The sequence below is a fragment of the Phycisphaeraceae bacterium genome (assembly GCA_019636795.1).
GTDB lineage: Bacteria > Planctomycetota > Phycisphaerae > Phycisphaerales > UBA1924 > JAHBWW01.
The window spans coordinates 484,788-510,489 of sequence record JAHBWW010000003.1 but is presented as its reverse complement, the minus strand read 5'-3'; the positions used below and the strand labels follow the sequence as shown (position 1 = coordinate 510,489).

Annotated in this window: 20 protein-coding genes; 11 read left to right on the top strand and 9 right to left on the bottom strand. The window is 63.8% G+C overall.

Features of this window, described 5'->3' with window-relative positions:
- The first annotated feature begins 34 nt into the window (after window positions 1-34).
- Window positions 35-811, top strand: a complete 777-nt coding sequence (locus tag KF757_08265; protein ID MBX3322970.1) for a hypothetical protein — start codon at window positions 35-37, stop codon at window positions 809-811.
- Window positions 812-878: 67 nt separating this feature from the next.
- On the top strand, window positions 879-1,343 hold the full coding sequence (gene mscL / locus KF757_08260) for a large conductance mechanosensitive channel protein MscL (protein ID MBX3322969.1): 465 nt from the start codon (window positions 879-881) through the stop codon (window positions 1,341-1,343).
- Window positions 1,344-1,354: 11 nt separating this feature from the next.
- Here the strand turns inward: mscL and KF757_08255 are convergent, their stop codons facing one another.
- The 3 genes from KF757_08255 to KF757_08245 form a co-directional block, all read right to left on the bottom strand.
- Window positions 1,355-2,980 carry a gamma-glutamyltransferase family protein gene (locus tag KF757_08255; protein ID MBX3322968.1) on the bottom strand — a complete coding sequence of 542 codons (1,626 nt, stop codon included), beginning with the start codon at window positions 2,978-2,980 and terminating at the stop codon, window positions 1,355-1,357.
- Between the two features lie 171 nt (window positions 2,981-3,151).
- Window positions 3,152-4,015 carry a hypothetical protein gene (locus KF757_08250; GenBank protein MBX3322967.1) on the bottom strand — a complete coding sequence of 288 codons (864 nt, stop codon included), beginning with the start codon at window positions 4,013-4,015 and terminating at the stop codon, window positions 3,152-3,154.
- A 48-nt stretch (window positions 4,016-4,063) separates the two neighbouring features.
- Window positions 4,064-4,918, bottom strand: coding sequence for a hypothetical protein (locus KF757_08245; GenBank protein MBX3322966.1), 855 nt, complete (start codon window positions 4,916-4,918; stop codon window positions 4,064-4,066).
- Window positions 4,919-5,130: 212 nt separating this feature from the next.
- Here KF757_08245 and KF757_08240 point away from each other — a divergent pair, with 212 nt between their 5' ends.
- Window positions 5,131-6,444: a hypothetical protein gene (locus KF757_08240; GenBank protein MBX3322965.1), complete on the top strand. Its 1,314-nt coding sequence runs from the start codon at window positions 5,131-5,133 to the stop codon at window positions 6,442-6,444.
- Window positions 6,445-6,473: 29 nt separating this feature from the next.
- On the opposite strand, the gene sdhB is transcribed toward KF757_08240, so the two are convergent.
- The 4 genes from sdhB to KF757_08220 all read right to left on the bottom strand — a co-directional run bounded on the left by sdhB (window position 6,474) and on the right by KF757_08220 (window position 10,765).
- A complete protein-coding gene (sdhB, locus tag KF757_08235; GenBank protein MBX3322964.1) occupies window positions 6,474-7,304 on the bottom strand; it encodes a succinate dehydrogenase iron-sulfur subunit in 831 nt (276 codons plus the stop codon).
- 42 nt (window positions 7,305-7,346) lie between these two features.
- Window positions 7,347-9,341 (bottom strand): FAD-binding protein, encoded by a 1,995-nt coding sequence (locus tag KF757_08230; protein ID MBX3322963.1) that lies wholly within the window; start codon window positions 9,339-9,341, stop codon window positions 7,347-7,349.
- A 51-nt stretch (window positions 9,342-9,392) separates the two neighbouring features.
- A complete protein-coding gene (locus KF757_08225; GenBank protein MBX3322962.1) occupies window positions 9,393-10,226 on the bottom strand; it encodes a hypothetical protein in 834 nt (277 codons plus the stop codon).
- Between the two features lie 113 nt (window positions 10,227-10,339).
- The gene (locus KF757_08220) at window positions 10,340-10,765 is read right to left on the bottom strand and encodes a DUF1844 domain-containing protein (protein MBX3322961.1); all 426 of its coding nucleotides are present in this window, start codon (window positions 10,763-10,765) and stop codon (window positions 10,340-10,342) included.
- Between the two features lie 125 nt (window positions 10,766-10,890).
- Here KF757_08220 and KF757_08215 point away from each other — a divergent pair, with 125 nt between their 5' ends.
- Entirely contained in the window at window positions 10,891-12,135 is a 1,245-nt protein-coding gene (locus tag KF757_08215) for a hypothetical protein (protein MBX3322960.1), read from the top strand.
- On the top strand, window positions 12,132-12,557 hold the full coding sequence (locus tag KF757_08210) for a YraN family protein (protein ID MBX3322959.1): 426 nt from the start codon (window positions 12,132-12,134) through the stop codon (window positions 12,555-12,557). The genes KF757_08215 and KF757_08210 overlap by 4 nt, the downstream gene beginning before the upstream one ends.
- A gap of 38 nt (window positions 12,558-12,595) precedes the next feature.
- Here the strand turns inward: KF757_08210 and KF757_08205 are convergent, their stop codons facing one another.
- Window positions 12,596-13,273 (bottom strand): hypothetical protein, encoded by a 678-nt coding sequence (locus KF757_08205; protein MBX3322958.1) that lies wholly within the window; start codon window positions 13,271-13,273, stop codon window positions 12,596-12,598.
- Window positions 13,274-13,540: 267 nt separating this feature from the next.
- On the opposite strand from KF757_08205, the gene rpsP reads away from it, so the two are divergent.
- The gene (gene rpsP / locus KF757_08200) at window positions 13,541-14,146 is read left to right on the top strand and encodes a 30S ribosomal protein S16 (GenBank protein ID MBX3322957.1); all 606 of its coding nucleotides are present in this window, start codon (window positions 13,541-13,543) and stop codon (window positions 14,144-14,146) included.
- Window positions 14,147-14,238: 92 nt separating this feature from the next.
- On the opposite strand, the gene asnB is transcribed toward rpsP, so the two are convergent.
- Window positions 14,239-16,272 carry an asparagine synthase (glutamine-hydrolyzing) gene (gene asnB, locus KF757_08195; GenBank protein ID MBX3322956.1) on the bottom strand — a complete coding sequence of 678 codons (2,034 nt, stop codon included), beginning with the start codon at window positions 16,270-16,272 and terminating at the stop codon, window positions 14,239-14,241.
- Between the two features lie 72 nt (window positions 16,273-16,344).
- On the opposite strand from asnB, the gene KF757_08190 reads away from it, so the two are divergent.
- The 5 genes from KF757_08190 (at window position 16,345) to KF757_08170 (ending at window position 25,571) form a co-directional block, all read left to right on the top strand.
- Window positions 16,345-17,289, top strand: a complete 945-nt coding sequence (locus KF757_08190) for a DUF481 domain-containing protein (protein ID MBX3322955.1) — start codon at window positions 16,345-16,347, stop codon at window positions 17,287-17,289.
- A gap of 30 nt (window positions 17,290-17,319) precedes the next feature.
- Entirely contained in the window at window positions 17,320-18,492 is a 1,173-nt protein-coding gene (gene xylA / locus KF757_08185; GenBank protein ID MBX3322954.1) for a xylose isomerase, read from the top strand.
- A gap of 156 nt (window positions 18,493-18,648) precedes the next feature.
- Window positions 18,649-19,236 (top strand): hypothetical protein, encoded by a 588-nt coding sequence (locus KF757_08180; protein ID MBX3322953.1) that lies wholly within the window; start codon window positions 18,649-18,651, stop codon window positions 19,234-19,236.
- Between the two features lie 18 nt (window positions 19,237-19,254).
- Window positions 19,255-21,663 (top strand): hypothetical protein, encoded by a 2,409-nt coding sequence (locus KF757_08175; protein MBX3322952.1) that lies wholly within the window; start codon window positions 19,255-19,257, stop codon window positions 21,661-21,663.
- A 425-nt stretch (window positions 21,664-22,088) separates the two neighbouring features.
- Window positions 22,089-25,571 (top strand): VCBS repeat-containing protein, encoded by a 3,483-nt coding sequence (locus KF757_08170; GenBank protein MBX3322951.1) that lies wholly within the window; start codon window positions 22,089-22,091, stop codon window positions 25,569-25,571.
- The last annotated feature ends 131 nt before the right edge of the window (window positions 25,572-25,702 follow it).

Genomic DNA, 25,702 nt, shown 5'->3' with positions numbered 1-25,702 from the left:
GTATCAACGCCCGTGCGGGGCAGGAGGCCCGTTGATGAAGCCTCGTCCGTTTGCTGATGATGACTTCCTGTGCAGCCGCTGCGGGTACGTGCTCAATGGTCTGTCACGCGGCAGCGTGTGCCCGGAGTGCGGCCTTTTGATCGAGACAAGCCATCCGGACGCCAGGCGCGGCACGCCATGGCAGCGGGGCGAGCGGTTCGGGTACTTCAAGACGCTGCTGATGGCGCTGGTGCAGCCGAGGCGGATGTTTGAGGTGGTGCGGATTGATGCGAACTCCGTGGTTGTTCTCAAGTGGGTTCACTTTTCGATTGCGGCACTGGTGGTCTGTACAGCGGCGCTGATCTCGTTTCATCCGGATCCGAAGTTCGATCCTCCTGGTCTGGCAGCCTTTGTTGTGGTGTGGCTGATGCCTCTGGCGTGGTTGGGGTTGGCGGCGGCGACAGCGGTGGAGCGTCGCGGGATCATGCTCTGGGGTCGGGCGCGCGGGCGTCGCATCAGCGCGGGGGTTGCGTCCACGATCGTGGCGCATGCTTCGGCCGGTTGGGTGGCGGGCTCGCTGCTGGTGGGGGCGTCGTTCTATGCCGGGTTTGCGATGCGTCATCTGGCTCAGACGTGGCCGCCTGCGACGTACGAACTCCTGCTGCTCGGCCCGCTGATCATGCCGCTGGTCGGGGCCTTGCTTGGTCTGCTGTGGTTCGAGATCCTTGTGTATCTCGGTGTGCGCCGGTGCCAGTATGCCAACATGCCGGCGGCCGCAGCGCGACTGGTGGCGGTGGATGATCGCACGCGCGGCGATGCCTCGCTACACTGAGCGGCGCGGGCGATTCTGCTCGCCCGTGTCGGTCAGTTCAGCACCAGCACACACAGGAGCCTTCATCATGGGTATCGTCAGAGAGTTTCGCGAGTTTGCGCTTCGCGGCAATGTGATGGACATGGCGGTGGGGATCATCATCGGCGCGGCCTTTGGCGGCATCGTCAAGGCGCTGATCGACGACGTGGTGATGCCGGTGGTGGGCATTGTCGGCAAGGCGGACTTCACGAATCTGTATTTTCCGCTCAACGACACGGTGCGCTCGGGCGTCGAGGCGTATTCGGCCGCCAACAGCGGGGCGCCGCTGCCGCTGGCCGATGCCAAGGCACTCGGGCCGGTGATGGCCTATGGCAGTTTCATCACGGTGATGATCAACTTCATCATTCTGGCGTTCATCATCTTCATGATGATCCGCATGATGAACGCGGCCAAGCGTCGCTTCGAGAAGGAGCAGGCCGCGGCCGCGCCGGCTGCTCCGCCCGAGGATGTGGTCCTGCTGCGCGAGATCCGCGACTCACTCAAGAAGGCCTGAGCGGGCCGTGATCAGAATCCGACAGCCTGTCCGTCACAGCGGGGGTCGCACCCGGCGATGTATCCGCCGTCCACGCGGACGATGCTCTGGCCGCGTCCGAAGGCGGCATTGGGTTTGTCGTGGATGTGCAGGTCGTGGCCGAGGGCGCGCAGGCCCTCATAGACCCCGGCGTCGAACCCCGGTTCGATGGTTACGCGCAGGCCCTTCTCGACCTGCCAGCGCGGGGCATCGAGGGCGCTCTGGGGGTTCATGCGGTGGTCTGCCATGCGCAGGAGCACCTGCACGTGTCCCTGGGGCTGCATGAACCCGCCCATGACGCCAAAGGCCATGAGCGGCTCGTCGCTGCCGTCGGCGCGGGTGCGGGTCACGAAGCCGGGGATGATGGTGTGGTAGGGGCGCTTGCCCGGCCCGACCTCGTTGACGTGCCCGGCTTCGAGGCTGAAGTTGCACCCGCGGTTGTGCAGGGCGATGCCGGTGCCGGGGACGACGACACCCGAGCCGAAGCCGGTGTAGTTGCTCTGGATGAACGAGACCATCATGCCTTCGGCGTCGGCGGCGGCGAGCAGGACGGTGCCTCCGGTCTTCGGCTCGCCGTGCCCGAAGTCCTGGGCGCGGTTGGGGTCGATGAGGCGGGCGCGCGAGGCGAGGTAGGTTTCATCGAGCAAATCGGCGGGGCGGACCTGCATGAAATCGGGGTCGGCGATGTGCTGGTGGGCGTCGGCGAAGGCGAGTTTCATGGCCTCGATGACGATGTGCAGGGCGTTCGGGCTGTCGGGGTCGAGCATGGCCAGGTCAAAGAGCCGCACGATCCCGAGGGCCATCAGCGCTGCGATGCCCTGGCCGCTGGGCGGGATCTCGTGGAGTTTCCAGCCTTTGTAGTTGATGCTGATCGGGCGGACCCAGTCCGGCTGGTGTGCTGCCAGGTCGCTGGAGCGCAGGCTGCTGCCGCCCGCGCGCGCGGCGGCGTCGATCTTTTCGGCCAGATCGCCGCGATAGAAGGCTTGGCCATCGGTGGCCGCGATGGCTTCGAGGGTCGTTGCATGATCGGGGAGTCTTGCCACGCTGCCGACGCGTGGGGCTTTGCCGCCGGAGGTGAAGGTCTCGAACCACGGGGCAAGCAGCGCTTCGTGCTGGCGGCGCGCGCGGCCGTAGATGTCGGCGGCCCGGTTCCAGTAGTAGGCGATCTCGGGCGGTACGAGGCTGCCTTCGCGGGCGTAGCGGATGGCCGGTTCGGCCAGGGTGGTCAGCGGGAGGCGGCCGAACTCGCGCGCCAGCGCGACCCAGCCGCTCACGGCCCCGGGCACGATCACGCCGTCCCAGCCGAGGGTGGGAATGTCGCCGCTGGCGGCGTACCTGCTGCGGTCGAGGCCCGCTGGCGCGCGACCGTTGGCGCTCAGGCCATGCAATCCTCCGCCCGCCCAGACGAGGGCGAAGGCGTCACTTCCGATGCCGTTGGACGTCGGTTCGAGGACGGTCAGCGCCATGGCGGTGGCGACGGCCGCGTCGGCCGCGGTGCCGCCCTTGTCGAGCATGCTCAACCCCGCCTGGGCCGCGAGCGGGTGGCTGGTGGTGACGATGTTGCGGGCCATGACCGGGGCGCGCTGCGACGGGTAGTGATAGGTGTAATCCATGTCCATGAAGACAGTGTAGCGAAAGGGGGCGGGGGGATCATCGGGGTCGGAGGCCATCCCCTCACTGGTGTTCGGGGCTCCTTGGGTTGGCCAGTACTTACAACCGGGGGCTGGGTGCCATGGCCACGGCACCCGGCATCCGGCTCAGCAGCGCCGCGACGCGACGCAGTGGCCGCTTCACGCTTCGACCGCGGGTCCGGGTGCAGCCGCCAGCCGGTCGGCCTCGGCGCGGATGTGCTTGAGATCGCGCCGCAGCGCGTCGAGCATGATCCAGAACAGGATCAGCGCGATCAGCGGACCCAGCCCGCACAGGAGCGCGCCCACCGTCGTCAGCACCGGCAGCAGCCAGATATACAGGCGGGTGCGCAGCGCGACCGCCGTGTTGCTCGCGCGCGGAGCCAGCCAGCGGATATAGAGGATCGCGGCGAAAAACCACAGGGCCGTGATCGCCAGCCCGATCACGCCCATGCCCATCGAGGCGATCATGACCAGCGGCCGCGCAGCGGCGGCGGGCGTGGCGGTGAAGACCTGGGCCACCGACATCACGGCCAGCAGCACGACGCTGACGCGCACGAGCCGGCGCGCCTGCCCGCCGTCATTACGCCCGACAAAGCCGGGGTCCGGCGTCGAGAAGAGCCACCACCCGTACAGGCCCAGCAGGCTCACCAGCGTCCCCAGCAGCGCCGAGACGAAGGTGAAGACCATCATCGCCGGCGTGCCCACGCCCCCCATCCCGCTGGCGATCACCATCCCCAGCCCGACGACCAGACTCAAGGCCATGATCGCCAGCTGCCCGGCAAAGGAGATGATGATCATCAGCAGGCCTGTGTGCAGCCAGCGCAGATACTGCGGCGAAGCGAACCTGAGATGGTTGCCCATGAGGCTGCGCGCTACCGGCGTGCCGCACTCGGGGCACAGCCCCGCCGCGTCGAGCCCCGCCAGGCGGTAGGAACAGGTCACGCACACAGCGTCGTCGAGAGAGAGGACGGCGGGCAGCGGCGGTGCGGGGGGAAGTTCGTGCTGGGCGTGGTCGTCGTGCATTGTGTACTTCAATATACCCTGCCGCGCCCCGCAGCGCAGCGCCGCGTGTTATGGAATGAGCCCCCCGGCAGCCACGATGGCCTGCTGACGCCTGATGCGCTTGAGTTCTTTGCGTAGCAGGTCGAGCAGGTTCCAGTACAGCACCAGCGCGATCAGCGGGGCCAGACCGCAGAACAGGCCGCCGACGATCGACAGCAGCGGGCACAGCCACACATACAGGGTCGCGCGGCGCGCGATGATGCGGTTGTCGGCCAGCGGGCCCAGGTGTCGCACCAGCAGGATCGAGGCGACCAGCGCGATGAAAAAGAACACCAGCCACAGCCCGCTAACCAGCAGCATCACCAAATCGGGCTGCGGCAGCGCCTGCATCACGGGCATCATCATCGCCGCCACCATCAGCAATGTCAGCAGGATTCCCGCTGCCCCGATGCGCAGCCACCGCCGCGCCCCCGCGGCCTCATCACGCCCGACAAAGCCGGGATGCGGCATCGAGAGCAACCAGCACCCCGCGAGCACGATGAGCATCGCCGCAAAAAAAAGCAGCCCGCACGCCGCAAAGAGCAGATCTCCCGTCAGCCAGCGCATCCCTGTGCCCAAACCGGCGAATGTCACCGCCATTAAGCCGATCAACCAGGCGATCACAATCACCAGCAGAGCCGCCAGGCCGCTCAGCACCAGCACCAGGCCGCGCTGGAGCGTGCGGATGTAGTCGGCCGGGGCGAACAGAAGGCGGTTGCCGCGCAGGCTGCGTTCGATCGGCGCGCCGCATTCGGGGCACACGCCAGCCGCATCGAGCCCTGCCAGCGCGTAGCCGCACTCGATGCAGCCGAGGATGGCCATCGCGTCCGCATCGGACAGCGGCGGTGGCGCGGAATATTCGTTCTGGGCGTGGTCGTCGTGCATTGCGTGTTTCCAGCGGCCCGGCGTCGCGGACGCGTGCCGCAATCGCCCCCGCTCGGGCCGGACCGCCACTGTACCAGATGCAGATCAAGCCTGCACGCACCGCGTTTTGAACCGCGGGCGGCCCGCGCGCCGGCGCGTGAGCACTCCGGTCTGTGGTACGCTCTGATGCGCAGCGGGCGCATCGCAACCAGCCGCCCGCGCAAGGAGCACCCATGGCCAGCCGCCCGCCCGATCCCGTCATTGTTGTCCCCGGCATCACCGCGACCTACCTCCGCGACGACTATCCGCTGCCGCCCGAGACGGTGTGGAGCGTTCTGCGCAAGGACTACGACCGCATCGCCATGCACCCGGACAACGTGGCTTTCGAGGCGGCGCAGCCGGCGCGGGTGCGCAGCGACCAGGTCTTCGAAATCGCCTACAAGGAGCTGATCGCCGAACTCCGCCACAACCTTTCGCCGCGCCCCGACCAGAGTGTGCCCGTGTATCCGTTCTCGTACGACTGGCGCCAGCCGCTGGAGATCGTCGAGGCCCAGCTGGCGGCGTTCATCGACGAAGTGATCGAACGCACCCGCCTGCTGCGGCACTACGCGGCCAGTGATTTCGATACCGATCCGAAGGTGAGCCTCGTCGGGCACTCGATGGGCGGCCTCATCATCGCGGGGTGCCTCGACACGCTGGCCAGCAAAGCCCGCGTGGGCAAGGTCGCCACGCTCGCCTCGCCGTATCGGGGATCCTTTGAAGCCGTGATCAAGGTCATCACAGGCACGAGCGACCTCGGTGCCAGCCCGCCCAGCTCACGCGAGCGCGAGTCGGCCCGGCTGACGCCCGCGCTGTATCACCTGATCCCGTCGATGAGCCGCGGGATCGAAATTGAAGCCGGCAGCGGCCTGCCGACGAGCCTCTATGACCCGGATCTGTGGCAACCGAGCATCGTGGACACTCTCGCCGAGTACGTCAAGCAGCACGGCCTGTACCGCAAGGACCACCGCGATCAGGCGATGACGCTCTTTTCGGCGATGCTGGCGACCGCACGCGCGCACCGCCAACGCCTTGAGAAGTTCAAACTCGACAAGGCGGGCCTGACGAGCGACGACTATCTGTGTGTCGTCGGCGCTGACAGTGTGACGCGCGTGAGCCTGAAAGTGGGGCTCCACCGCGGCAAGCCCGAGTTCGCGCTGTCGAGCAAGGATCGCCGCAACCTGTGGGACAAGCCGACCCCCGCCGAGCGACGCCAGAGCGGCGACGGCACGGTGCCCCTCGAGGGCGCGATTCCCGCGTTCCTCGACGAATCGAACCTCGTCGTTGTGACGCCTGATGACTACGGCTACTGGGAGATCGGCGACCGGGCGCTGTCGCGCGTCGCCGGGTTCCACGGGATCCTGCCCAACATGGACATGGTGCATCGCATGCTCGTGCGCTTCCTCACCGGATCTGGCGATCGGCACGGCAACACGTGGGGACGCCGCATCCCCGGCGCCACAGAATGGCGCCCGCCGATCAAGCTCGAGGAAAAGACGAAGAAGTAGGCCAGGGAGCACAGGGCAAAGCGGCACGCTCAGCGGCGGGCGGTGAAGAACCGCTTGAAGCCGTGGATCGTCGCAGCCCGACCGATCGCCGCGATTGATTCGGTGAGCGGGATCTCCTTGGGGCAGACCTTGACGCAGTTCTGGCTGTTGCCGCAGTCGGCGATGCCGCCCGGTTCGAGCATCAGGTCGAGGCGCTCGGTCGCAAGGACCGCGCCCGTGGCGTGCTCGTTGAACAGCCGGACCTGATTGATGACCGCCGCCCCGACAAAGCCGTCCGCCGTTTCGGGATCGGGCTGGAGATGGTACTGCGGGCAGGCCTCGAGGCAGCAGCCGCACGACATGCAGGTGCTCATGACGTAGCGCTGCTGCTGCTGTTCGGGCGATTCGCGCGGGCCGTCGCCCAGCGCGTAGGTGCCATCGATCGGCACCCAGGCTCGGGCACGCTGCAAGTCAGTAAAGAGCCGCGACCGATCGACCCAGAGATCGCGCACGACCGGAAACTTGCTCATCGGTTCGAGCGTGATGACGTCCCCATCGGCAGGGGCAAGCGCATCGATGATGCACGAGCAGCTCTGGCGGACCTTGCCGTTGATCACCATCGTGCAGGCGCCGCAGACTTCTTCGAGACAGCCCGAATCCCACACGACCGGCGTCGTGCGCCGGCCTTCGATCGTCACCGGGCTGGCGGCAATCTGCTGCAGGCACGAGATGACGTTGGCCCCCGGAGGGATCGAGAGATCAAACTCTTCCCATCGGCTTGGCTGGCCAGGGCCGTCACAACGCTTGATGCGGAAACGGACCGTGCGCCCGGCCTTGGCAGGCGTGCGGGAAGCAGCGTGGTGGTGCGGTGCGGTGCTCATGGATTCATCTCGCAAAGAAAAAGCGGACACGATGCAACGGGATCAGGTCGAGGCCAGCGCGGCGGGCGAGGCTTTGGCAGCAGGAGCACCCGCTGCGTCGTCTGTCTTGCCATAGGTGCGGGCGCGCGGTCGCACAAGGTCCGTCTGGACCGGCCTGTAGAACACGCGGTGCTCGCCGCTGGCGGGGTCGTACTCGGCCACACTGGCGCACAGGAACTGCGCATCGTCGCGGTCAGGAAAGTCGAGGCGTTTGTGCGACCCGCGACTCTCACGCCGCTTGAGCCCCGTAAGGGCGATCGACTCGGCCAGAATGAGCATGTCGCCCAGTGCGCGGGTGAAACTCAGCGATTGATTGGTCCATCCCGCACTGTCGCCTAGGCGGACCCGCGCGTAACGCTGTCGCAGTTCGGACAGCGTGCGGAGGCACTGTTCAAGGCGGGGGCCGGTCTTGACAACCGTGGAGGCCGCCGTCATCTCATCGCCGAGCTGGCGTGCGATGACGTAGGGATTGAAGGTTTCGTCGGGATCGCCCTGCGTGACCGAGGCGATCAGCGCATCATGTTTGGCCTGCTCGCGTGCAGCCGCATCGGCAAAGACCTTGGCATCGAGGCCCTCGGCTGGTGCGTCGCCGGCCGGTCCCTGCGAGAGTGAGTTGACCACCGAGACGCCACTGAACAGACCGTCGAAGATGCACGAGAGCAGTGCGTTGGCACCGAGGCGCGTCGCGCCATGGAAGGCGAAGTTCACCTCGCCAAAGGCATACAGCCCCGAGATGTTGGTCATCATGTTGTTGGGTGCGCCATACGCCATGCCTAGCCCGACCTCTGTTCCCACCGGGGGCGTCATGCCCGGCTTGTGCTCGCCCGCCGGCTGGGCGGGGCGGTACGACCCGGGTGTGAACTGTGTCCACAGCCCGCCCATGGAATAGTGCACCGCAGGAAAGATCTTCATCGGGCTGAAGCGAGGATCAACCCCGACGAACTTTTCGTAGATCTCCATGATGCCGCCGAGTTTGCGCGTGAGATACTCGGGATCCTTGTGCGTGAGATCGAGGTACACCTGATTCTGTCCATCGACACCCATGCCATCGTTGACGCACACATCGAAGATCTCGCGCGTCGCGATGTCGCGCGGGACGAGATTGCCATAGGCGGGATAGCGCTCTTCGAGGAAATACCAGCGTTCGCTTTCGGGGATCTGTCGCGGGTCGCGTGTGTCGCCCTTGGTGCGCGGCACCCAGACACGCCCGCCTTCGCCGCGTGCCGATTCGCTCATCAGTCGGCACTTGTCGGCACCGGGAATAGCCGTCGGATGGACCTGGATCATCTCTCCATTGGCGTACCACGCACCCGCCTGATAGCAGCGGCTGGCAGCACCGCCTGTGCAGATGATGCTGTTGGTTGACTTGCCGAATACCAGTCCGCAGCCGCCCGTTGCCATGATCACAGCGTCGGCGCGGAAGCTGCGGATCTGCATTGTTCGCATGTCCTGTGCGACAATGCCCACGCAGCGGCGGTCTTCACCTTCGCCGATCGTGATGGGCCAGAGAAACTCCCAGAACTCCCACATGTTGATCTTGCCGGCAGCGGTGTAGCGCCGCGTCTGTTCATCGAGGGCGTACAGCAGTTGTTGCCCAGTGGTGGCACCGGAAAAGTGGGTGCGTTTGAACAGCGAGCCGCCGAACAGCCTCAGGTCGCGGCGACCTTCGATCGTGCGGTTGAACGGCACGCCCATGCGATCGAGCAGATCGATGATGCGCGGTGCCCAGTTGGCCATTTCGAGCACAGGCCCCTGATCGGCGAGGTAGTCTCCGCCGTAAATAGTTTCGTCGAAGTGCTGATACTCGCTGTAGCCCTGCTGCCGAGCGACTTCATTGCACGCATTGATTCCGCCCTGCGCACAAACCGAGTGACTGCGCTTGACAGGCACCATGCTGAACAGATCGACAGGAACGTCGGCCTCGGCGACACGAATGGCAGCCGCCAGACCCGCAAGCCCGCCACCGACGACAATCACACGCTGGTTCGTATTGGACACGTTTCAAAACTCCTGACGGGTGAGACTTCGAAGGGATATTCGTCCCCGGCATTACTCGGGCAGTCGTGGGGCGGGCCCCGGATACGGCGCGCTTGCCGCCTGCCGAAGAAGCGCTTCCTGCTCCTGCGTGTCTCGTTTCGAGACTTTGTCCATCAGATGATCGAAGTATTCCTGCCCGTATTTTTCGACAATCATGCGTTGCTCGATGCGTTGGGCCTCGCCATGATCGACCAGAAAGAGAAACCCGAACAGTGCCGACCACCCAGCCAGCATCAGCCCGGCACCGAGTGCCGAGCACACCACGCCCCATTGACGCTGGGCTCGTGTCGAGATCGTCAGACCCCAAGTGATGGCAGCGGTCCAGAGTCCGTTGGCGAAGTGAAACACCAGTGCCGTGACTCCGGCGAAATACCCGAGCGACACGATCACGCCGCCCAAGGTCCATCGACCTTCATCGCCACGCAGCGCAGCAGCGAGTGTCGAAGCAGCAAAATGATGGCTCCACGCGGTACCCGATGGAGTCAGCCAGTGCCAGCCCCATCGCAGCGTCGCCACGTGATACAGAATAAACACGAACCCGACATACCCCGTCAGCCGCTGCAACACGTATCGGCGGTTGTCCTGATAGGCGTAGCGTGCAACGTTGTTTGAACCCCCCAGTGCATAGACCAGTCCGAGGATCGAGTGAAACGCGATCGGAAGCCAGAGCACGAAAATCTCGGTCAGCAGCAGCAGAGGCAGGCCATTGATGAACGAGACCTCGTGCTGAAAAGTCTCGATACCGCGACCGGTGGGGCTCGCAGAGGTCGCTCTGCTGTTGAGAGCACCCCAAAGGACAGATGAGTTGGTTGTGAGGTGGATGATCAGAAACGCGCCAATGGGCACGATTCCAGTCAGTGAATGTAGCCGACGCAGCAAGAAATGATGCCGTTGCAAGAAACTCTGTTCACTTCCCACGTGCATGTTCTCCAGCACAATGCGCTTGCAGGCCTAGCAAGTCAGGCCTTGGCGGTTGGATCGTTCGATCGCAGAGTACCATCCTTGGCAGCCTTGGCGATCGCCTTCGAGATCTCGACAAACTGAACCCGCAGTTCGTGAAGCACGCCCTTGAGTTGGCGTTCTTCCTCTTCGGACAGGTTTCCTCTGGTTCTTTCTTCGACCACCCCGAGGAGGTCGATATGAAATTTTGCTGCATCCAGAGCAATCATGGCCTTCCCGGTCGTGGGGTCTGGAAATGCACCGAGGTACATGAGCGTTTGTGTGACGAGCAGTTCGAGCAGGTGGGGAAAGGACACCTTTTCGGGAAATCCAGCGTCGGCATCGTCAGTCGACTCAACTTGGGTCTTGAGTTTTTCCTTCTCCGCCCGGGCTTGGGACTTCCAGTCATCATCCACAATGATTTTCGGGGTCTGGTCGTCGGACATTTTGGGGTATCCTTACACAAGGCGTTGATGGAAAGCCAATGGTAGCGTGACAGAGTCGTCCGCGATTGATTCAAAGGTTCTGCATGAGACGCAAAGAGAGCACTATGGATCACACGGGTCGTCGAATGAGTCGAGCACTGGCGAGTGTCGGAGCCGCCGTATTGGCCGTGACGGTGCTGAGTTCCTGTCGAAGTGCGCATGAGTTTGCGCCATCACGCGAAGTGCGATTCGTTGAAGTTGCGGAGTTTTCGAGGAATGTTCCGGATGATGTCGCCCCCAGTGCTGCGGTTGCAGTCGATTCGAGGGGCGGCCAGGAGCGGTCGGCGTCGGAAATGGTCACGGTGCGTGCCGGCCCGCCTCAGATCGAGTTGGGTTCGGCACAGGCGATCGAGAGCGCGGTGCTCGTCGAGGCGAAGGTCGGAGACGTCAATGGCAAGCCGATCTATGCCAATGAGTTTCTCGAACCGATGGCTGCTCGTCTTGCTGCCGAAGCCGAGCGTCGTCCGCGTGGGCAATGGGTCCCGTGGGCCATGACGGAGATCGAGCGAAGGCTCCAGGACATCGTGACTGACGAACTGTTGCGTGCCGAAGCCCTTGCTCGCCTGACTCCCGAGCAGAAGCAGGGATTGCGCTATTTTCTTGCCAATGCGCGGGCCGATCTGGCGAGCGGTGCTGCGGGCAGCCGAAGCCTTGCGCAAAAGCGCCTTGCTGAAGAACAGGGCATGACCGAAGACGAGTTCATTCGCTCGCGCGAGCAGGAAACACTGATTCGTGCAACCATCATGCGTGAGATCAACAACCGCGTCAATGTCTCGTGGCGTGACATCGAGCAGCGATACCAGCGCGATAGAAAGACGTTCAATCCGCCTCCGACAGCGGTGTTTCGACTGATTCGTGTTCCAAATTCCTCAGCCGAGGGGGTTGCGTTTGTCCGCGACTCCTTGGCGCGTGGCGAATCGTTTGATGTTGTTGCCGATGCGTCCGAATCGAACTACAAACCCGAGACCGGAGGCATTGATCGCTTCGAGTTCGAGGGCGAGTTTGCCGATGCCGCGTTCTTTGGCAGTGACGTGCTCAACAGCGTTGCACGCACTCTCTCGCCCGGTTCACACTCCGACGCGTTCGAACTTGGCAGCAGCACGGCGTGGCTCAAGCTCGTGGAGATCACCACACAGTCCATTTCACTGTACGACGCTCAACTCGTCATTCAGCAGCAACTTTTCACCGAGCGCCGCTCGCGTGAACTCGAACGATTTTTGAGTCGGCTTCAGCAGCGAGCGAGTTTCACCTCGCTCACAGACATGCGTGACCAGTTGTTCATTATTGCCGATCGCCGGTACGGTTCGCCGTCGGCGGGTCGCACACCATGAACGTGTTTGCGCTCTTGCGCAGGCTCGGTCGTGCTGGTCCGGACTCTGGCGCGCTCGGGCGAGCGGGTGAAGTTCTGGCTGCACAGTACATGCGGTCTCAGGGGTATCGCGTGCTTGGTCAGAACCTGCGTGTAACAGCCGGAGAAGCTGACCTTCTGTGTGAAGACCCCCGCACAAATGGCATTGTTCTTGTGGAGGTCAAGACGCGAAGGCGCGAGCAGGCCGCGCTCGATCGCCATGCGCCTGAGGTTGCGATCAACGCGCGCAAACGTGCCCGGCTACTGGCCATCGCGAAGACGATGCGCCGGTCCAATGCCTGGTTCAAGCGGCCGATGCGTATTGACGTCATCGCGATTGATTACATACAGGGACAGCCCGAGCCGCACATCCGACACCACGTCAACGCTGTTCAGGACCGGTGATCGCATCGCGCTCAGATCGCGAGTCGAGTCCGAAACGCTCAACGTCCTTTGGATTTCTGGTGCGACTTGGGCGTGACGTGAAAGGTGGCCGAGCTTCGCCCGACGCGCTTCTCGCCGAACTTCGGCAGAGTCTTGCCTTTGCGCTTCTCGCGTTTGCGCAAGACCGGAAGTGTCTGTACCACATCCAGGTCGATAGTGATGTTGAACTCTCCACCCGCGTCGAGAAGAGACTGGATGTCCTCGCGCGGTGTAATGCGATATTCCGCCGGTCCGAAGCACGGGCGAAGAAACCGATACTCGAGGTGCTTGCAGACAACGGTGTAGTCTCCGCCGCAGACTCCAAAGACGTACATGCCCCCTGCGATCTCGGAGTTGCCAAGCAGCGCCGCTCCGGCCATGGCGTTGTACCAGTTCTTGTTGAACCTCGTGAACGGCAGGGTTGCGGAAAACGTCTTGTCGTCGAGCCGTCGCATCCGAATACCGCTGCGAAAGGCATACGGCAGCCAGATCATCGAGCAGACGCGGTGCCAGAAGTTGTTGCGAGACGACAGCCGGCTCACGAACGCTTCGATGCGCTCAAAGAGTGTGCGTCGCTTCCTTGGCTTTTCTTCACGGCGACGCGAGGGGTTCCTGGCAAGCCCAGCCTCGCCGGATTCCTCGCCGGGTGGCGGGATGGAACTGACAAGACTCGGATCTGTGGCGCGGGTTGAACTCATCAGGATCGGCCGGTCCTTTCGGGCTGGGCATCATAGGAAGCGTCCCGGACGGGTTGTGAGTTACCCCGGCGGGTGCCCGAACCAGAAAGAAATGGACCTTTCGTTCGAGGCCGGTGGATTGGTGGACGGATCAGGTCAACAATCCCATCCCGGTGATCTGGGTCCGGCGTGATGGTCACGCTGGTCCGATCGGCTCTCCGCAGAAGCGGAAGCGTGGCCGGCGTCATGTCTGCCCGCGGGTCATGGCGCACAACTCAGGAGGACCACATGGTCCGGATTCGCATGCAGCGTTTCGGGCGTACACATCGCCCCTTCTTCCGTATTTGTGCCATCGATCAGCGTACCCGCCGCAACGGCGTGGTCATCGAGAGTCTCGGGTGGTACAACCCGATCGAACCCGATCCGTCAAAGCAGGTCGAACTCAATGCCGAGCGTGTTCAGCACTGGCTCGCCATGGGCGCCCAGCCCAGCGAGACGGTCGAAGACATGCTCGGTCGCCTCGACCTTCTGCCCGCCAAGCGCCGTGCGGACTGGGAGAAGCGTCGTGCGGCTGCCAAGTCGCGTGTGGTGGCCAAGAGCTCGCTCAAGCGAGCTGAGGCAGCCGTGGCGGAAATGGGCAAACTTGCCGGTACGGCCGGCGCGGATCTTTCGGGTCCGAAGAAGAAGGTCGCCGACGCGTTCAAGGCTGTTCAGGCAGCCGTGGCTGCTGCAAAGGTCGAAGCTGCCGACGCTGCTGCCAACGATGCTGAAAGTGCTCTGGCTTCGGCCCGCAGCATGGAAGAGGACTTCCAGACCAGGAAGAAGGCCGAGGAAGCAGCCGCTGCCGCTGCTGCCGCCGCTGCTGCTCCAGCGAGCGAGCCCAGCGAAGGCTGATCGCGATCTAAGGCTCACTCAGACCGAGTCCTCGACATACTTGAAGATTGTTCACACCAACCTCTCCGGGGGTTGGTTTTTTTACGGAGCGATCACGTCCGCCAGTGTGTCACCTGTTTGCACCACACGCTCAGCGACAGGAGGGCAAAGAGTCTCTGGCTGTGGTCGCGGCGGCGATGATCGTGCTCGCGCAGCCATCGCTGCACACATCCGCGATCGATCAGTCCTGAGTCGAGCCCGCCAAAGGGTTCGGGCCTGTCCAAGTGGTCGTACAGGCACTGACGCATGGAGCCGAAGTCGGACCTGAACCACGCGCCGATCGGGATGGCGAACCCTTGCTTCGGGCGATCGATGACCTCAGCAGGCAGGTGTCGTCGTGCAATGGCCCGCAGCAATCCCTTGCGTTCGCGGCCCGATGGTCCGCCCAGCACGCCGGCGGACAGAGGCAGCACGCTTGCAGCGAGGGTTCGATCGAGATACGGGCTGCGCACCTCGATCGGGCACGCCATGCTGGCAGTATCGGTCTTGCGCATGAGGTCGCCGGGCAAGTACACATTCAGGTCAAAATGCTGGGCGCCCTTGGGCTCTGTGCATGGCTCATCAACCGAATCCATTGTTACGCTGCGGCGCAGGAGCGCGTTCACGTCCGCTCTCTGCATGATTGCGACAAGTTCGCGGTATGAGCCGCAGCGTGAAGCGGCGAGAAGTCGTGCTGCCTTGTCGGCGCGCGACCGCGGATTCGAGCGATCGAGCACTGCGAGGGCTGCGGGGCTGAGGATGCGACTCATCAGCGACCACGGCTTGCCGAGATAGCGTGAAGCCCACTGCCTCTCGTACCCGAGAAACATTTCGTCGCCGCCATCGCCGCCCAGCGCGACGCCGCCCGCGATGGCACTGCTGGCCCAGTGCGCGGGCAAAAGCGAGGAATCGGCAAACGGAAGCCCGAGTTGCCCGATGAGGTTCACGAGATCGTGCGCTGGTGACGGGCAGACTTCGACCTCGATGTGTGCTGAGCCAATCGTCTGCGCTACAAGCCGGGCGTGGGCCGACTCGTCGAACTCTGCAGCGGGCATGCGCACGCACACGGTTTCGAGCCGATCGACATGTCGCCGGGCCATCATCGCGATGATCGATGAATCGACCCCGCCCGACAGGAAGCATGCCAGTGGCACATCGGCTTCGAGTCGCATCGCCACCGCCCGCTCGATCTCGGTTTCGATATGGTCGAGCAGGGCCGATCCAGTCCGGGGCAGAGTGTCCGGGCGGGGTGTGGCGTTCAGTTGCTGCGATCGGTGGCGTGTCGGATCTGCTCGCGGGCTGTCAAAGACGAGCACCTGTCCCGGCATGACCTCCTGAATATCCATCAGCCCCATGTGCCCGAGCCGGTATCCATCGGCGAGCCATCCGACCATGCCTTCTTCGCGGATATTCAGCCCGCCGGGGTGGAGGCACATCAGCCGGGCGAGTGCCGTTGCTGTGCTCGCAAACGCAAGCACTCCACTCTGGCAGCACCAGTAGAGCGGCTTTTCCCCGAACGCATCGCGTGCCAGGATCAGTTGCCCGTGCCTCCAGGCGGCGACGGCGTACATGCCTTCGCACCGCTCGAAGCACTGTGGCCCCCATTGTCGAAGGCCGTGGACAAGAACTTCCGTGTCGGAGTGGTCGGTCTGGAAGCGGCAGCCGAGCGCTTCGAGTTGGGCCCGCAGTGTTCGGTGGTTGTAGATGCAGCCGTTGAAGACGACGGCGGTCAGGTCCGCCCGGTCGATCCCCTCGTGGTCTCCGGCATCAAAGGAAGCGATGCCTTCGGGACGGTTGCCGATCGGGTCGGCGAGGACTCGATCGGGGTGCGTTGTCAGCGCCAGATCCGAAGTTTGGTTTCGTGCCAGAACCATTGGCTGGCGACCGCCGGAATGGTCGATGATGCTCAAGCGTCGATGCACCAGTGCGGCGTCGAGGGTCGAGCCGTTGTCGAGCACCATCCGGTCTCGAAAGCGCCCGGCCCCGTCGGGCCCGCGATGGACGTTCGACGCATCAAGGACATCGAGCCACGGCTCGGGAATGGAGATCCAAGCGGGGGGGGAGTTCCCCGGAGGATGGAGACGGATGATGCCGGCAAGGCCGCACATGGAGTGCAGCGTAGCGAGATCCTGTGCGTGCCACACGCCTGGTCGAACCCGGTCGAGTGATTTGGAGGCTGCATGGTCAAGTTTCGGGCGGCGTGGATGACCGCCCTTGCCATCTTCGCGACGTGCGCCGCGGCTGAAGCGACCGACACGGTCGAAGAACTCAAGGCGCGGATCGAAGCGCTCGAGCGTGAGCTGGCCGAGGCCAGGGCTTCGCTCGAGGCTTCGCTCGAGTCCTCGCTCGGGGCTGCCGCTGAAGCAGTCTCCGAGCCTGCGCTCGAGGCACCCCGGCAGGACGCCCGTGGTGAAGCACCGGCGGCCGATGCCCCGCTCGCGGATGGGCAGCGATTGCCACGGTTTCTCAAGGAGTGGAAGAGTTCGGTCGAGTTCGGGCTCAATGGGACCGAGGGCAACTCGAGTCGCCAGTCGCTTCGGCTTTCATTCAATACGGTCCGCCGGACGTCTGCCCACGAAACAGTTCTCAAGGGAGCCTATCGCCTGACGAGCGAGAACGGGCAGACGCGGCAGAACCAGTTGGTGCTCGATGCCCGGCAGGACTGGCTGACGCTCAAGCACGACAAGTGGCGGTACTTCGTCACCGCGCGCTACGAGCTCGACGAGTTCCAGGACTGGGACGCGCGGGTTTCGGGGTTTGGCGGCGTGGGGTTCGAACTGATCGGCACGGAGAAGACGTCGCTGCTCGGACGCGGAGGGTTTGGCGCGTCGCGGCGGATCGGGGTTGCCGATGACGAGGTGCGCAGCGAGGGGTTTCTTGCGGCGGATCTGTCGCACACGCTTTCGCCTCGCCAGACGCTGCGGGCGGGGGTCGAGTATCTGCCCGATACGGCGGAGCCGGGGACGTTCCGCCTCAACAGCGATGCGTCGTGGGAAGTGCGCATCGACCCGGCGGCCGAGTTGTACCTGCGGGTGGGCGTGGCCAACCGGTACGACTCGAAGCCCGGGGGCAATGCCCACGAGAGCGATGTCGATTACTTTGTCAATCTCGGCTGGTCGTTCTAAGGTTTCGGGCCGCACTGGAGGCCCGCACCGATGCCCACCACCACGATTGACGATCCGAAACCCAAAGACAAGTTCACGTTCGGCCTCTGGACCGTCGGCCACGCGGGGCGCGATCCATTCGGCGAGGCGACGCGGCCTGCGCTCGCGCCGGCCGAGATTGTCGATCTGCTCGGCGAGGTCGGCGGCGTGTGCGGCGTGAACTTTCACGACAATGACCTGGTGCCGATCGACGCGGGCCCCGACGAGGCGGCCACGATCAAGGCCGACTTCGCCGCTGCGCTCAAGCGCACGAAACTGCGCGTCTGCATGGCGACGACGAACCTGTTTTCCGATCCGGTCTTCAAGGATGGCGCGTTCACGAGCAACGACGCCGAGGTGCGGGCCTATGCGCTGGCCAAGACGATGGCGGCGATGGATCTGGGGGCCGAGTTTGGCGCGAAGATCTATGTCTTCTGGGGCGGGCGCGAGGGCGTCGAGACGGACGCAGCCAAGGACCCGATCGAGGCCGAGGGGCGTTTTCGCTCCGCGCTCGACTTTCTGTGCGCGTACTCGATCGACAAGGGCTACGACTATCGCTTCGCGCTCGAGGCCAAGCCCAACGAGCCGCGCGGGCACATGTATTTCCCGACGACGCACGCGTACCTGGCGCTGATCCCGACGCTCAGGCATGCGGAGATGGTCGGCGTGAACCCCGAGGTGGCGCACGAGCACATGGCGGGGCTGAACTTCACGCACGCGGTCGCGGCCGCGCTGGCGGCGGGCAAACTCTTTCACATCGATCTCAATGATCAACAGTTCGGGCGCTACGACCAGGACTTCCGTTTCGGCTCGGCCGACATCAAGAGCGCGTTCTTTCTGGTCAAGCTGCTCGAAGATTGCAAGTGGGACGGCTTTCGCCACTTCGACAGCCACGCGTATCGCACCAGCGATCGGGCCGACGTGATCGAGTTTGCCCGCGGCTCGATGCGGACGTACCTGATCCTGCGCGAGAAGGCCAGGCAGTGGAACGCTGACAGCCAGATCAAGTCGCTGCTGCGGCAGATCAACCGGCGCAGCGCCGATCTCGATGCGCTGTGCGACTTTTCTCCGAGCCACGCGGCGACGCTGGCGGCCATGACGTTCGATCGGGCCAGACTCGCGGCGCGGCCGCTGCCGTATGAGCGGCTCGACCAGCGGACGATGGAGATCCTGCTGGGGGTGTGAGACGGAGGCGGTCCGGGGGCCCGGGGCGGCAGGGGTGCCGGGGGTGAAGGCACGGGTCGGGGCGGCGCTGGGGGCGGGGTCGAGCATGCGGACGTGCCCGCTCCAGGAGGGGGGGTGGCAGCACCATCAGGCCGCGTGCGGGAAGGCTCGAGTGCCGTGACGGCGCTCTCCAATGGCGCGACTGGAGAGCGCAACGTCGCGCTCGGCGAGCAAAACGTCGCGCTCGGAGAACAAAACGTCGCGCTCGGAGAGCAAAACGTCGCGCTCGGAGAGCGCAACGTCGCGCTCGGCGAGCAAAACGTCGCGGTTGGAGAGCAAAACGTCGCGCTCGGCGAGCAAAACGTCGCGCTCGGCTCGTCCAGTCTCGCGCAGGAATCGCGCGAATGGGCCTTTTTGCCCCCGAGAACCGCGATGGACGTTGCGAAGCGACTGGTTGAGCCATGCTCATCCCGCCGGCGGCGGGGGCGGGTTCTCGGTGGGACTTCAAGCGGCTGGAAGCCGGTTCCGCGAAACCGGTCCGGCTGCCGGCCCGGGTCAAACGCACCCCAGGAAATCTTCACTATGCGGCGTGGCATCGGGTGTGTTCCGGTATACCGGCTGAGGGCTGGTTGCGGGCTGGCAGGGTTGTTCTGGGCGGTGCTCGCGGCGTTGCTGCTTGGCGTTAGTAAGATTAGGGGAGCAGAGAACCCGTCATGGGGCACCGGTGATGCTGAACAAGGACGGGCAAGCACGCTGAGGGTATGACGAACAGGAGCAGGAATCATGACAAGCACGAAGCAGGTACCAACGTCAGACGTGAGCGGCAGCGTGGCATGGATCCATCGCCTCTGGCGCGGTACTGCGATCGTCGCGTTCATAGTCCTTGGTGGACTGCCGGGCACTGCAGCAGCTCAGCCATGCAGCGAGTTGCAGGACCTCGGCACACTGGGCGGATCCAACTCAAACGCGCGCGGCATCTCGGCTGACGGCTCCGTGGTGGTTGGGTATTCGGCTACCGTGTCTGGCACCCAACACGCGTTTCGCTGGACGGCGGATGAAGGCATGCAGGACCTCGGCACAATGGGGGGTTCCAACTCATTCGCCTTTGGTGTCTCTGCGGACGGAGCTGTGGTGGTGGGGTACTCGGACTCAGAGTTGGGCCATCGTGCCTTTCGATGGACATCGGGCGGGGGCATGCAGGACCTGGGCACGTTGGGGGGCTCATGGGCGCGTGCATATGGCGTGTCGGCGGACGGATCTGTCGTGGTCGGAAGCTCCGTGACCGTGTGGAATCAGATCCGCGCCTTCCGCTGGACAGCTGGCGGGGGAATGGAGAACTTGGGCGCACCTGAGATTAATGGAGGCGAACGCACGGAGGCGTTCGCTGTCTCAGCGGATGGATATATTGTCGTCGGGCAATGGTGGAGGGGCTCAGCGGACATTCATGTACTCGACTACCGCCCCGTCCGCTGGACGGTGGGCGGAGGCATGCAGGACCTGGGCACGTTGGGAAGCTTGCTCTCGGGCGCATATGGCGTGTCGGCGGACGGATCCGTGGTGGTTGGGTACTCGTATAGAGCCTTTCGCTGGACAGCCGGCGGAGGAATGCAGGATCTCGGCACGTTAGAGGGGGGATTTGGTTCAGGGGCAGATGGTGTCTCGGGGGACGGATCTGTGGTGGTTGGATACTCTGACTCCGCTTTCGGCCAACGAGCCTTTCGCTGGACTGAGGGCGGAGGAATGCAGAACCTCGGCACTTTGGGGGGCTCTTTCTCTCGAGCGTATGGTGTTTCAGCGGACGGATCGGTGGTCGTAGGGTCCGCTACAAACGCGGCCGGACAGACCCGCGCGTTTCGGTGGAGTAATCCAATAGATACCGACGGCGACGGCATTCCCGATGACTGGGAATGCAACGGCGTGCCGTATGTGGACGCGAACGGCAACTGCCAGCGCTATCCACTGCCCGGTGCCGACCCGATGCGCAAGGACCTCTTCGTCGAAGTTGACGCGATGGCTGGAATGTCATTCACCCAGGCGGCGGCCAATCTGGTCATTGATGCCTTCGCGAACGCACCGGTGGCCAACCCGGTCGGCCCCGACGGGATTACGCTGCACATCCTTCGCGACGGAACAAACCTTCCTCGCGTCAGCGTCTGGCAGACCCTTCCGCCTAAACACTGCTGGCCTGTGGATTTCTTCGCATTCCGCAACAGCAACGAAGGATTCGGGACGGACAGCGAACGGAGCGACCCGAATGCGACAGCCATGCTGGGTGCCAAAGCAATGGTCTACCGCTACTGCATCGTCGCGGATGGTGCCGGGCCTGATGACATCGCCGGCTGCGGCGAAATCGGGGGCGACAACTTTGTGATCTTTCTCGGCGGGGTGACCGACGACGAGACGCAGGCCGCGGTGTTCATGCACGAACTCGGACACAACCTGGGACTCGATCACGGCGGCAACGATGGAATCGACGGAAAACCCAACTACCCGAGCATCATGAACTATGTCATGAGTTATCGTTTTGCGTGGAACTCGGCATTCTGGACACTCGATTACTCGCGCGCCGGCAACGAATCGCTTCGAGACCTCCATGAGTCCACTCTCGATGAGACGGTGGGAATCGGCTTGCCCGCGGGCATCTACCGTGACTTCTGGATGCCGTTCGGGTTCAATGTTGATCTTGGTGACGGTGATATAGTTCGTGGTCTGTCCCATGTCCGGCTGAATGGCTCGCTGGTGGACTACGGCGACACCAGCGGGAGCGGAATGCTCGACGGCATCTTCAGCACCTCCGTCGCGCAAGACCTCAACTACCACGCGAACCCTCCGCCGGATTTTTCTCTTCCCACGACCCCCTCACCGGGCCAACCACTTTACGCCTGGAACGATTGGGCGAACATCAGGCTTGCAACTAAGGCCGCGCGCGGGCCCGCAGCACCGGCGGTCTCGTATCCGGCGGATGAGCTGACCCATTCGGCCCGGACGTGGATCGATCAGAACTTCCCGCCCCCGCCCGCGCTGTGCCCCGCCGATCTCAATGGCGACGGCATCCTCGACTTCTTCGACGTGCAGTTGTTCCTGAGCCTGTACGCTGCGGGCAATCTTGCAGCCGACTTCACGGGCGATGGCACGCTTGACTTCTTTGATGTTCAGGCGTTTCTCAATCTCTATGCGGCGGGGTGTCCGTGAGGGCTGCGGGCCTTGCTGCTTGCCCATCTTGACGCGGTTTTTTCGGGTTTGGGTGTGTTGCCGGGGCTGATTTCCGGCGTGCGGAGTGGGCGGGCGCGGTTCTTGCTTTGCATGGCCAAGATCGGTGGTTCGTGTCGTGAGAAGTGGCTGCCACCCAGGCATTCGCGAGGGTACCCGGCCCTCAGCGGTATCCTCGCCACACAAAGCCGTGGCTAGGACACCCGGTACCTGGTGGGCGCGGGCCTGAGCGTTCAGAAATATTTTTCACACTGTTGCGAGATTTTCGCCCGTGCGCGCAGAGGCGGTGTGGAGCCATGCTGCGCTGGCGGTAGGGCCCATGTTTCCAGTCTGAGCGTCCGTACCCGCGTGCAGAAAGCGAGCGGCCCGGTCGGTCTTCCTCCGCAAGTGCCGGAGAAGGGATTTCAATGAAAGCGACCTTCAGCAACACGCGTTTCAATCTTGTCTTGAACAACCCCGTCTTGATCAACCTCCGAAGTGTGCTGGCGGCGGCGTTCGTGGGCATCGCGGCGATGGGGGCCGGGGCGGGCCAGTGTGATGTGGCCGATCTGTTCGGGCAGGAGCGGCAGTTCGGCACCGGCAATACTCCGAAGTCTGTAGCAATCGGTGATCTCGATGGTGACGGCATCCCGGATCTGGTCGTCGCAAACCTGCACTCGGCGACAGTGAGTGTGCTGCTGGGCGTGGGTGATGGCACCTACCTGCCGCGCTGGGACTTTGGCGCCGGCCTGCGTCCGGTCTCCGTGGCGCTCGGGGACCTCAACGGCAATGGCATACTCGACATCGTCGTGACGAACGAAGACTCGGATACCGTGAGCGTGCTGCTGGGCGATGGCGACGGCAGATTTGGAGTCCGCCAGCCCTATGCCACCGGCGTGATTCCTGATTCTGTGGCGATCGCTGATCTCAATGGCGACGGGATTCCTGACCTGGCCGTGACCAATATGGCGTCTGACAGCGTCAGCGTGCTGCTGGGCGATGGGGATGGAAGCTTCGGGCAGCACCACGAGGTCAACGTCTTCATGTTTCCTTATGCGATCGTGATCGCCGATCTCGATGGTGACGGCATTGCAGACTTTGTCATCGCGAACCGCGAACATAAATCCGTCAGTGTGCGACTGGGCAATGGCGACGGGACCTTCCGTGCGGGAGGAACATATTTTACAGACCTCTGGCCCAACTCTATTGCGATCGGTGATCTCAATGGCAATGGCATTCCCGATCTTGCGGTTGCCAATCTGGACGGCGATACGGTGAGCATCCTGCCTGGTCAAGGAGATGGCACCTTTGGTACCCGCCAGAACTACGCTGCGGGCGCAGCTCCAAACTCCGTGGTGATCGGTGATTTCGACGGTGACGGGATTCCTGATCTTGCGGTTGCGAATAACGCCACCAGCACCCGAACTGTGCGCGTGCTGCGTGGCCATGGCGATGGCACCTTCGGGACCAGTCAGGTGTTCGCGGCCGTCAGTGGCCCCGGCGGACTTGTGATCGGTGATCTTGACGGCGATGGTAAACCCGATCTTGCGTTCGTGAATTCGAACTCCACGGTCGGCGTGCTGCTCAATCGCTGCGGCATCTTCTGCCGGGCGAGTTTGTATGCTGCTGATGAGCAGTTCGAGGCCGGGGCTGTGGCCCGCTTCGTCGCGGCCGGCGATTTCAATGGTGACGGCGTGCCCGATCTGGTCGTGGCCAACGATGGGACAAGTCCATCGCCCGGGAGCACGGTGAGCGTGCTGCTGGGTCTTGGTGACGGGACATTCGGCCCGAAGCAGCAGTTCGGCACGGGTCAGAATCCAAACTATGTGGCGGTCGGAGATCTCGACGGCGACGGCATCGCGGACCTTGCCGTGGTCAACAGAACCTCAAACACCGTCAGCGTGCTGCTGGGGCTTGGTGACGGGAGGTTCTGGCCCCATCAGGAATATGTGGTGGGCAGTCTGCCCATGTCTGTTGCGATCGGGGATGTCAACAGCGACGGGACGCCTGATCTTGTTGTGGCCAACGCCACCTCAAACTCGGTCAGCGTGCTGCTGGGGTTGGGAGATGGCACCTTCATGCCCAGACAGGACTTCGCGACCGCTTTGCGGCCTCAGTCCGTCGTGATCGGTGATGTCAACAGCGATGGGATTCCCGATCTGGTCAGCGCGAATACCAACATGCACTCGGTCAGCGTGCTGCTGGGCCATGGCGACGGGACGTTCATGCCGCGGCAGGATGTTTCGGTCGGTGGCCCGCCTTCGCATCTGGCGATCGGTGATATCAATGGCGACGGGATTCCCGATCTGGTCACGGCAAACGGGTCCGTGAACACGGTCAGCGTCTTGTCGGGCGTGGGGAATGGGACGTTCATGCCCAGTCAGGATCTTCGCACGGGCCTCTTTCCTCGCTCTGTGGCCATCGCCGACCTCGACGGCGACGGGAAGGCTGACCTGGCAGTGGTCAACGCTGGCTCTGACTCGGTCCTCGTGATCCTCGGTAACGGTGACGGCACATTCGGACTGCGCAGGCAGTACGCCACCGGTTTCAATCCTGACTCTGTGGCGATCAGCGACCTCGACGGTAATGGACAGCTTGACCTCGTCGTCGGCAATCCGGGCACAACCGCTCAGCCGGGGAGCACCGTAAGCGTGCTGCTCAACCGGTGCGGCAACTCGGGGCCGTCCTGCCCGGTCGGGTTGGGCTTCGAGAGCGATCAGCGCTTCGCTGTGGGCAGCCGGCCACGATCGGTGGCGATCGGCGATGTCAACGGCGACGGGATTCCCGATCTGGCGGTGGCCAACTCCAACGCTTCTTCGGTCAGTGTCCTGCTGGGCCTTGGCGACGGGACCTTCGGGCCGCGACAGGACCTGATCGCTGGCGGCAGTCCGTGGTCCGTGGCAATCGGTGACCTCAATAGCGATGGGATTTCCGATCTCGCGGTGGCCAACGACGGACCCGGCACGGTCAGCGTGCTGCTGGGCAACGGCGACGGGACATTTCAGGAGCGGCAGATCCACGCGACCGGTCCCGGCCCGCGATCGGTGGCGATCGGCGACCTCGACAGCGATGGGATTCCAGATCTGGTCGTCGCGAGTCGGTTGTCAAACTCCGTCGGCGTGCTGATGGGCCATGGCGACGGGACATTCATCACGCGGCAGGACTTCGCAACCGGCAACAACCCATGGTCCGTCGTGATCGCCGACCTCAATGGCGATGGGATTCCCGATTTGGTCACGGCGAATCTCAATGCCAGCAACGTCAGTGTGCTGCTGGGCCTCGGTGACGGGACCTTCATGCCCAGGCAGAACTTCGCGGTCGGCGGTCCGCCCTTGCAGGTGGCCGTCGGTGATCTCAATGGCGACGGGATTCCCGATCTGGTCACCGCCATCGGAAGCATGAATGTCGTGAGCGTGCGGCTGGGCAACGGCAACGGAACATTTGCACCCTGGCAGCATGTGCCCACCGGCAACAGTCCGAGGTCGGTGGCGATCGGCGACCTCGACGGCGACGGGATTCCCGATCTGGCCGTCAGCAACTGGGGCTCAAACTCCGTTGGTGTGCTGCTGGGCGTGGGTGATGGCACCTTCGAGCCGAAGGAGAGTTTCTTGACGGGCAGCGATCCATCATTCGTGGCGATCGGCGATCTCGATGGCAACGGAAAACGCGATCTGGTCGTCACGAACCACGGGGCCAGTTCGGTCAGCGTGCTGCTGAACCAGTGCACGCCGCCGCCGCCGGTGTGCCTGGCCGATCTGACCGGCGACAGCATTCTCGACTTCTTCGATGTGCAGATGTTCTTGAGCCTGTACGCTGCGGGCAACCTTGCAGCCGACTTCACGGGCGATGGCACGCTGGACTTCTTCGATGTGCAGGCGTTTCTCAATCTCTATGCGGCGGGGTGTCCGTGAGCGGGGCTGTGGCGTTGTGGTGATTGGGGGACGGAGCAGGAGTTGATCGGTGGTGGGCTGCAGGATGCTGCACCGTCAATGAAGCAGGGACTCAGAGCATGCTCATGCCCGAGGCGGCTGGGGCTGAAGTA

What these genes read in the sequence shown, in the direction of transcription:
- KF757_08205 (MBX3322958.1), bottom strand. Translation starts at nt 13,273, where the DNA reads ATGAGTTCAACCCGCGCCACAGATCCGAGTCTTGTCAGTTCCATCCCG.
- KF757_08240 (MBX3322965.1), top strand. Translation starts at nt 5,131, where the DNA reads ATGGCCAGCCGCCCGCCCGATCCCGTCATTGTTGTCCCCGGCATCACC.
- KF757_08255 (MBX3322968.1), bottom strand. Translation starts at nt 2,980, where the DNA reads ATGGACATGGATTACACCTATCACTACCCGTCGCAGCGCGCCCCGGTC.
- KF757_08210 (MBX3322959.1), top strand. Translation starts at nt 12,132, where the DNA reads ATGAACGTGTTTGCGCTCTTGCGCAGGCTCGGTCGTGCTGGTCCGGAC.
- KF757_08250 (MBX3322967.1), bottom strand. Translation starts at nt 4,015, where the DNA reads ATGCACGACGACCACGCCCAGCACGAACTTCCCCCCGCACCGCCGCTG.
- KF757_08245 (MBX3322966.1), bottom strand. Translation starts at nt 4,918, where the DNA reads ATGCACGACGACCACGCCCAGAACGAATATTCCGCGCCACCGCCGCTG.
- rpsP (MBX3322957.1), top strand. Translation starts at nt 13,541, where the DNA reads ATGGTCCGGATTCGCATGCAGCGTTTCGGGCGTACACATCGCCCCTTC.
- mscL (MBX3322969.1), top strand. Translation starts at nt 879, where the DNA reads ATGGGTATCGTCAGAGAGTTTCGCGAGTTTGCGCTTCGCGGCAATGTG.
- xylA (MBX3322954.1), top strand. Translation starts at nt 17,320, where the DNA reads ATGCCCACCACCACGATTGACGATCCGAAACCCAAAGACAAGTTCACG.
- KF757_08170 (MBX3322951.1), top strand. Translation starts at nt 22,089, where the DNA reads ATGAAAGCGACCTTCAGCAACACGCGTTTCAATCTTGTCTTGAACAAC.
- KF757_08190 (MBX3322955.1), top strand. Translation starts at nt 16,345, where the DNA reads ATGGTCAAGTTTCGGGCGGCGTGGATGACCGCCCTTGCCATCTTCGCG.
- asnB (MBX3322956.1), bottom strand. Translation starts at nt 16,272, where the DNA reads ATGTGCGGCCTTGCCGGCATCATCCGTCTCCATCCTCCGGGGAACTCC.
- KF757_08265 (MBX3322970.1), top strand. Translation starts at nt 35, where the DNA reads ATGAAGCCTCGTCCGTTTGCTGATGATGACTTCCTGTGCAGCCGCTGC.
- sdhB (MBX3322964.1), bottom strand. Translation starts at nt 7,304, where the DNA reads ATGAGCACCGCACCGCACCACCACGCTGCTTCCCGCACGCCTGCCAAG.
- KF757_08175 (MBX3322952.1), top strand. Translation starts at nt 19,255, where the DNA reads ATGACAAGCACGAAGCAGGTACCAACGTCAGACGTGAGCGGCAGCGTG.
- KF757_08220 (MBX3322961.1), bottom strand. Translation starts at nt 10,765, where the DNA reads ATGTCCGACGACCAGACCCCGAAAATCATTGTGGATGATGACTGGAAG.
- KF757_08215 (MBX3322960.1), top strand. Translation starts at nt 10,891, where the DNA reads ATGAGTCGAGCACTGGCGAGTGTCGGAGCCGCCGTATTGGCCGTGACG.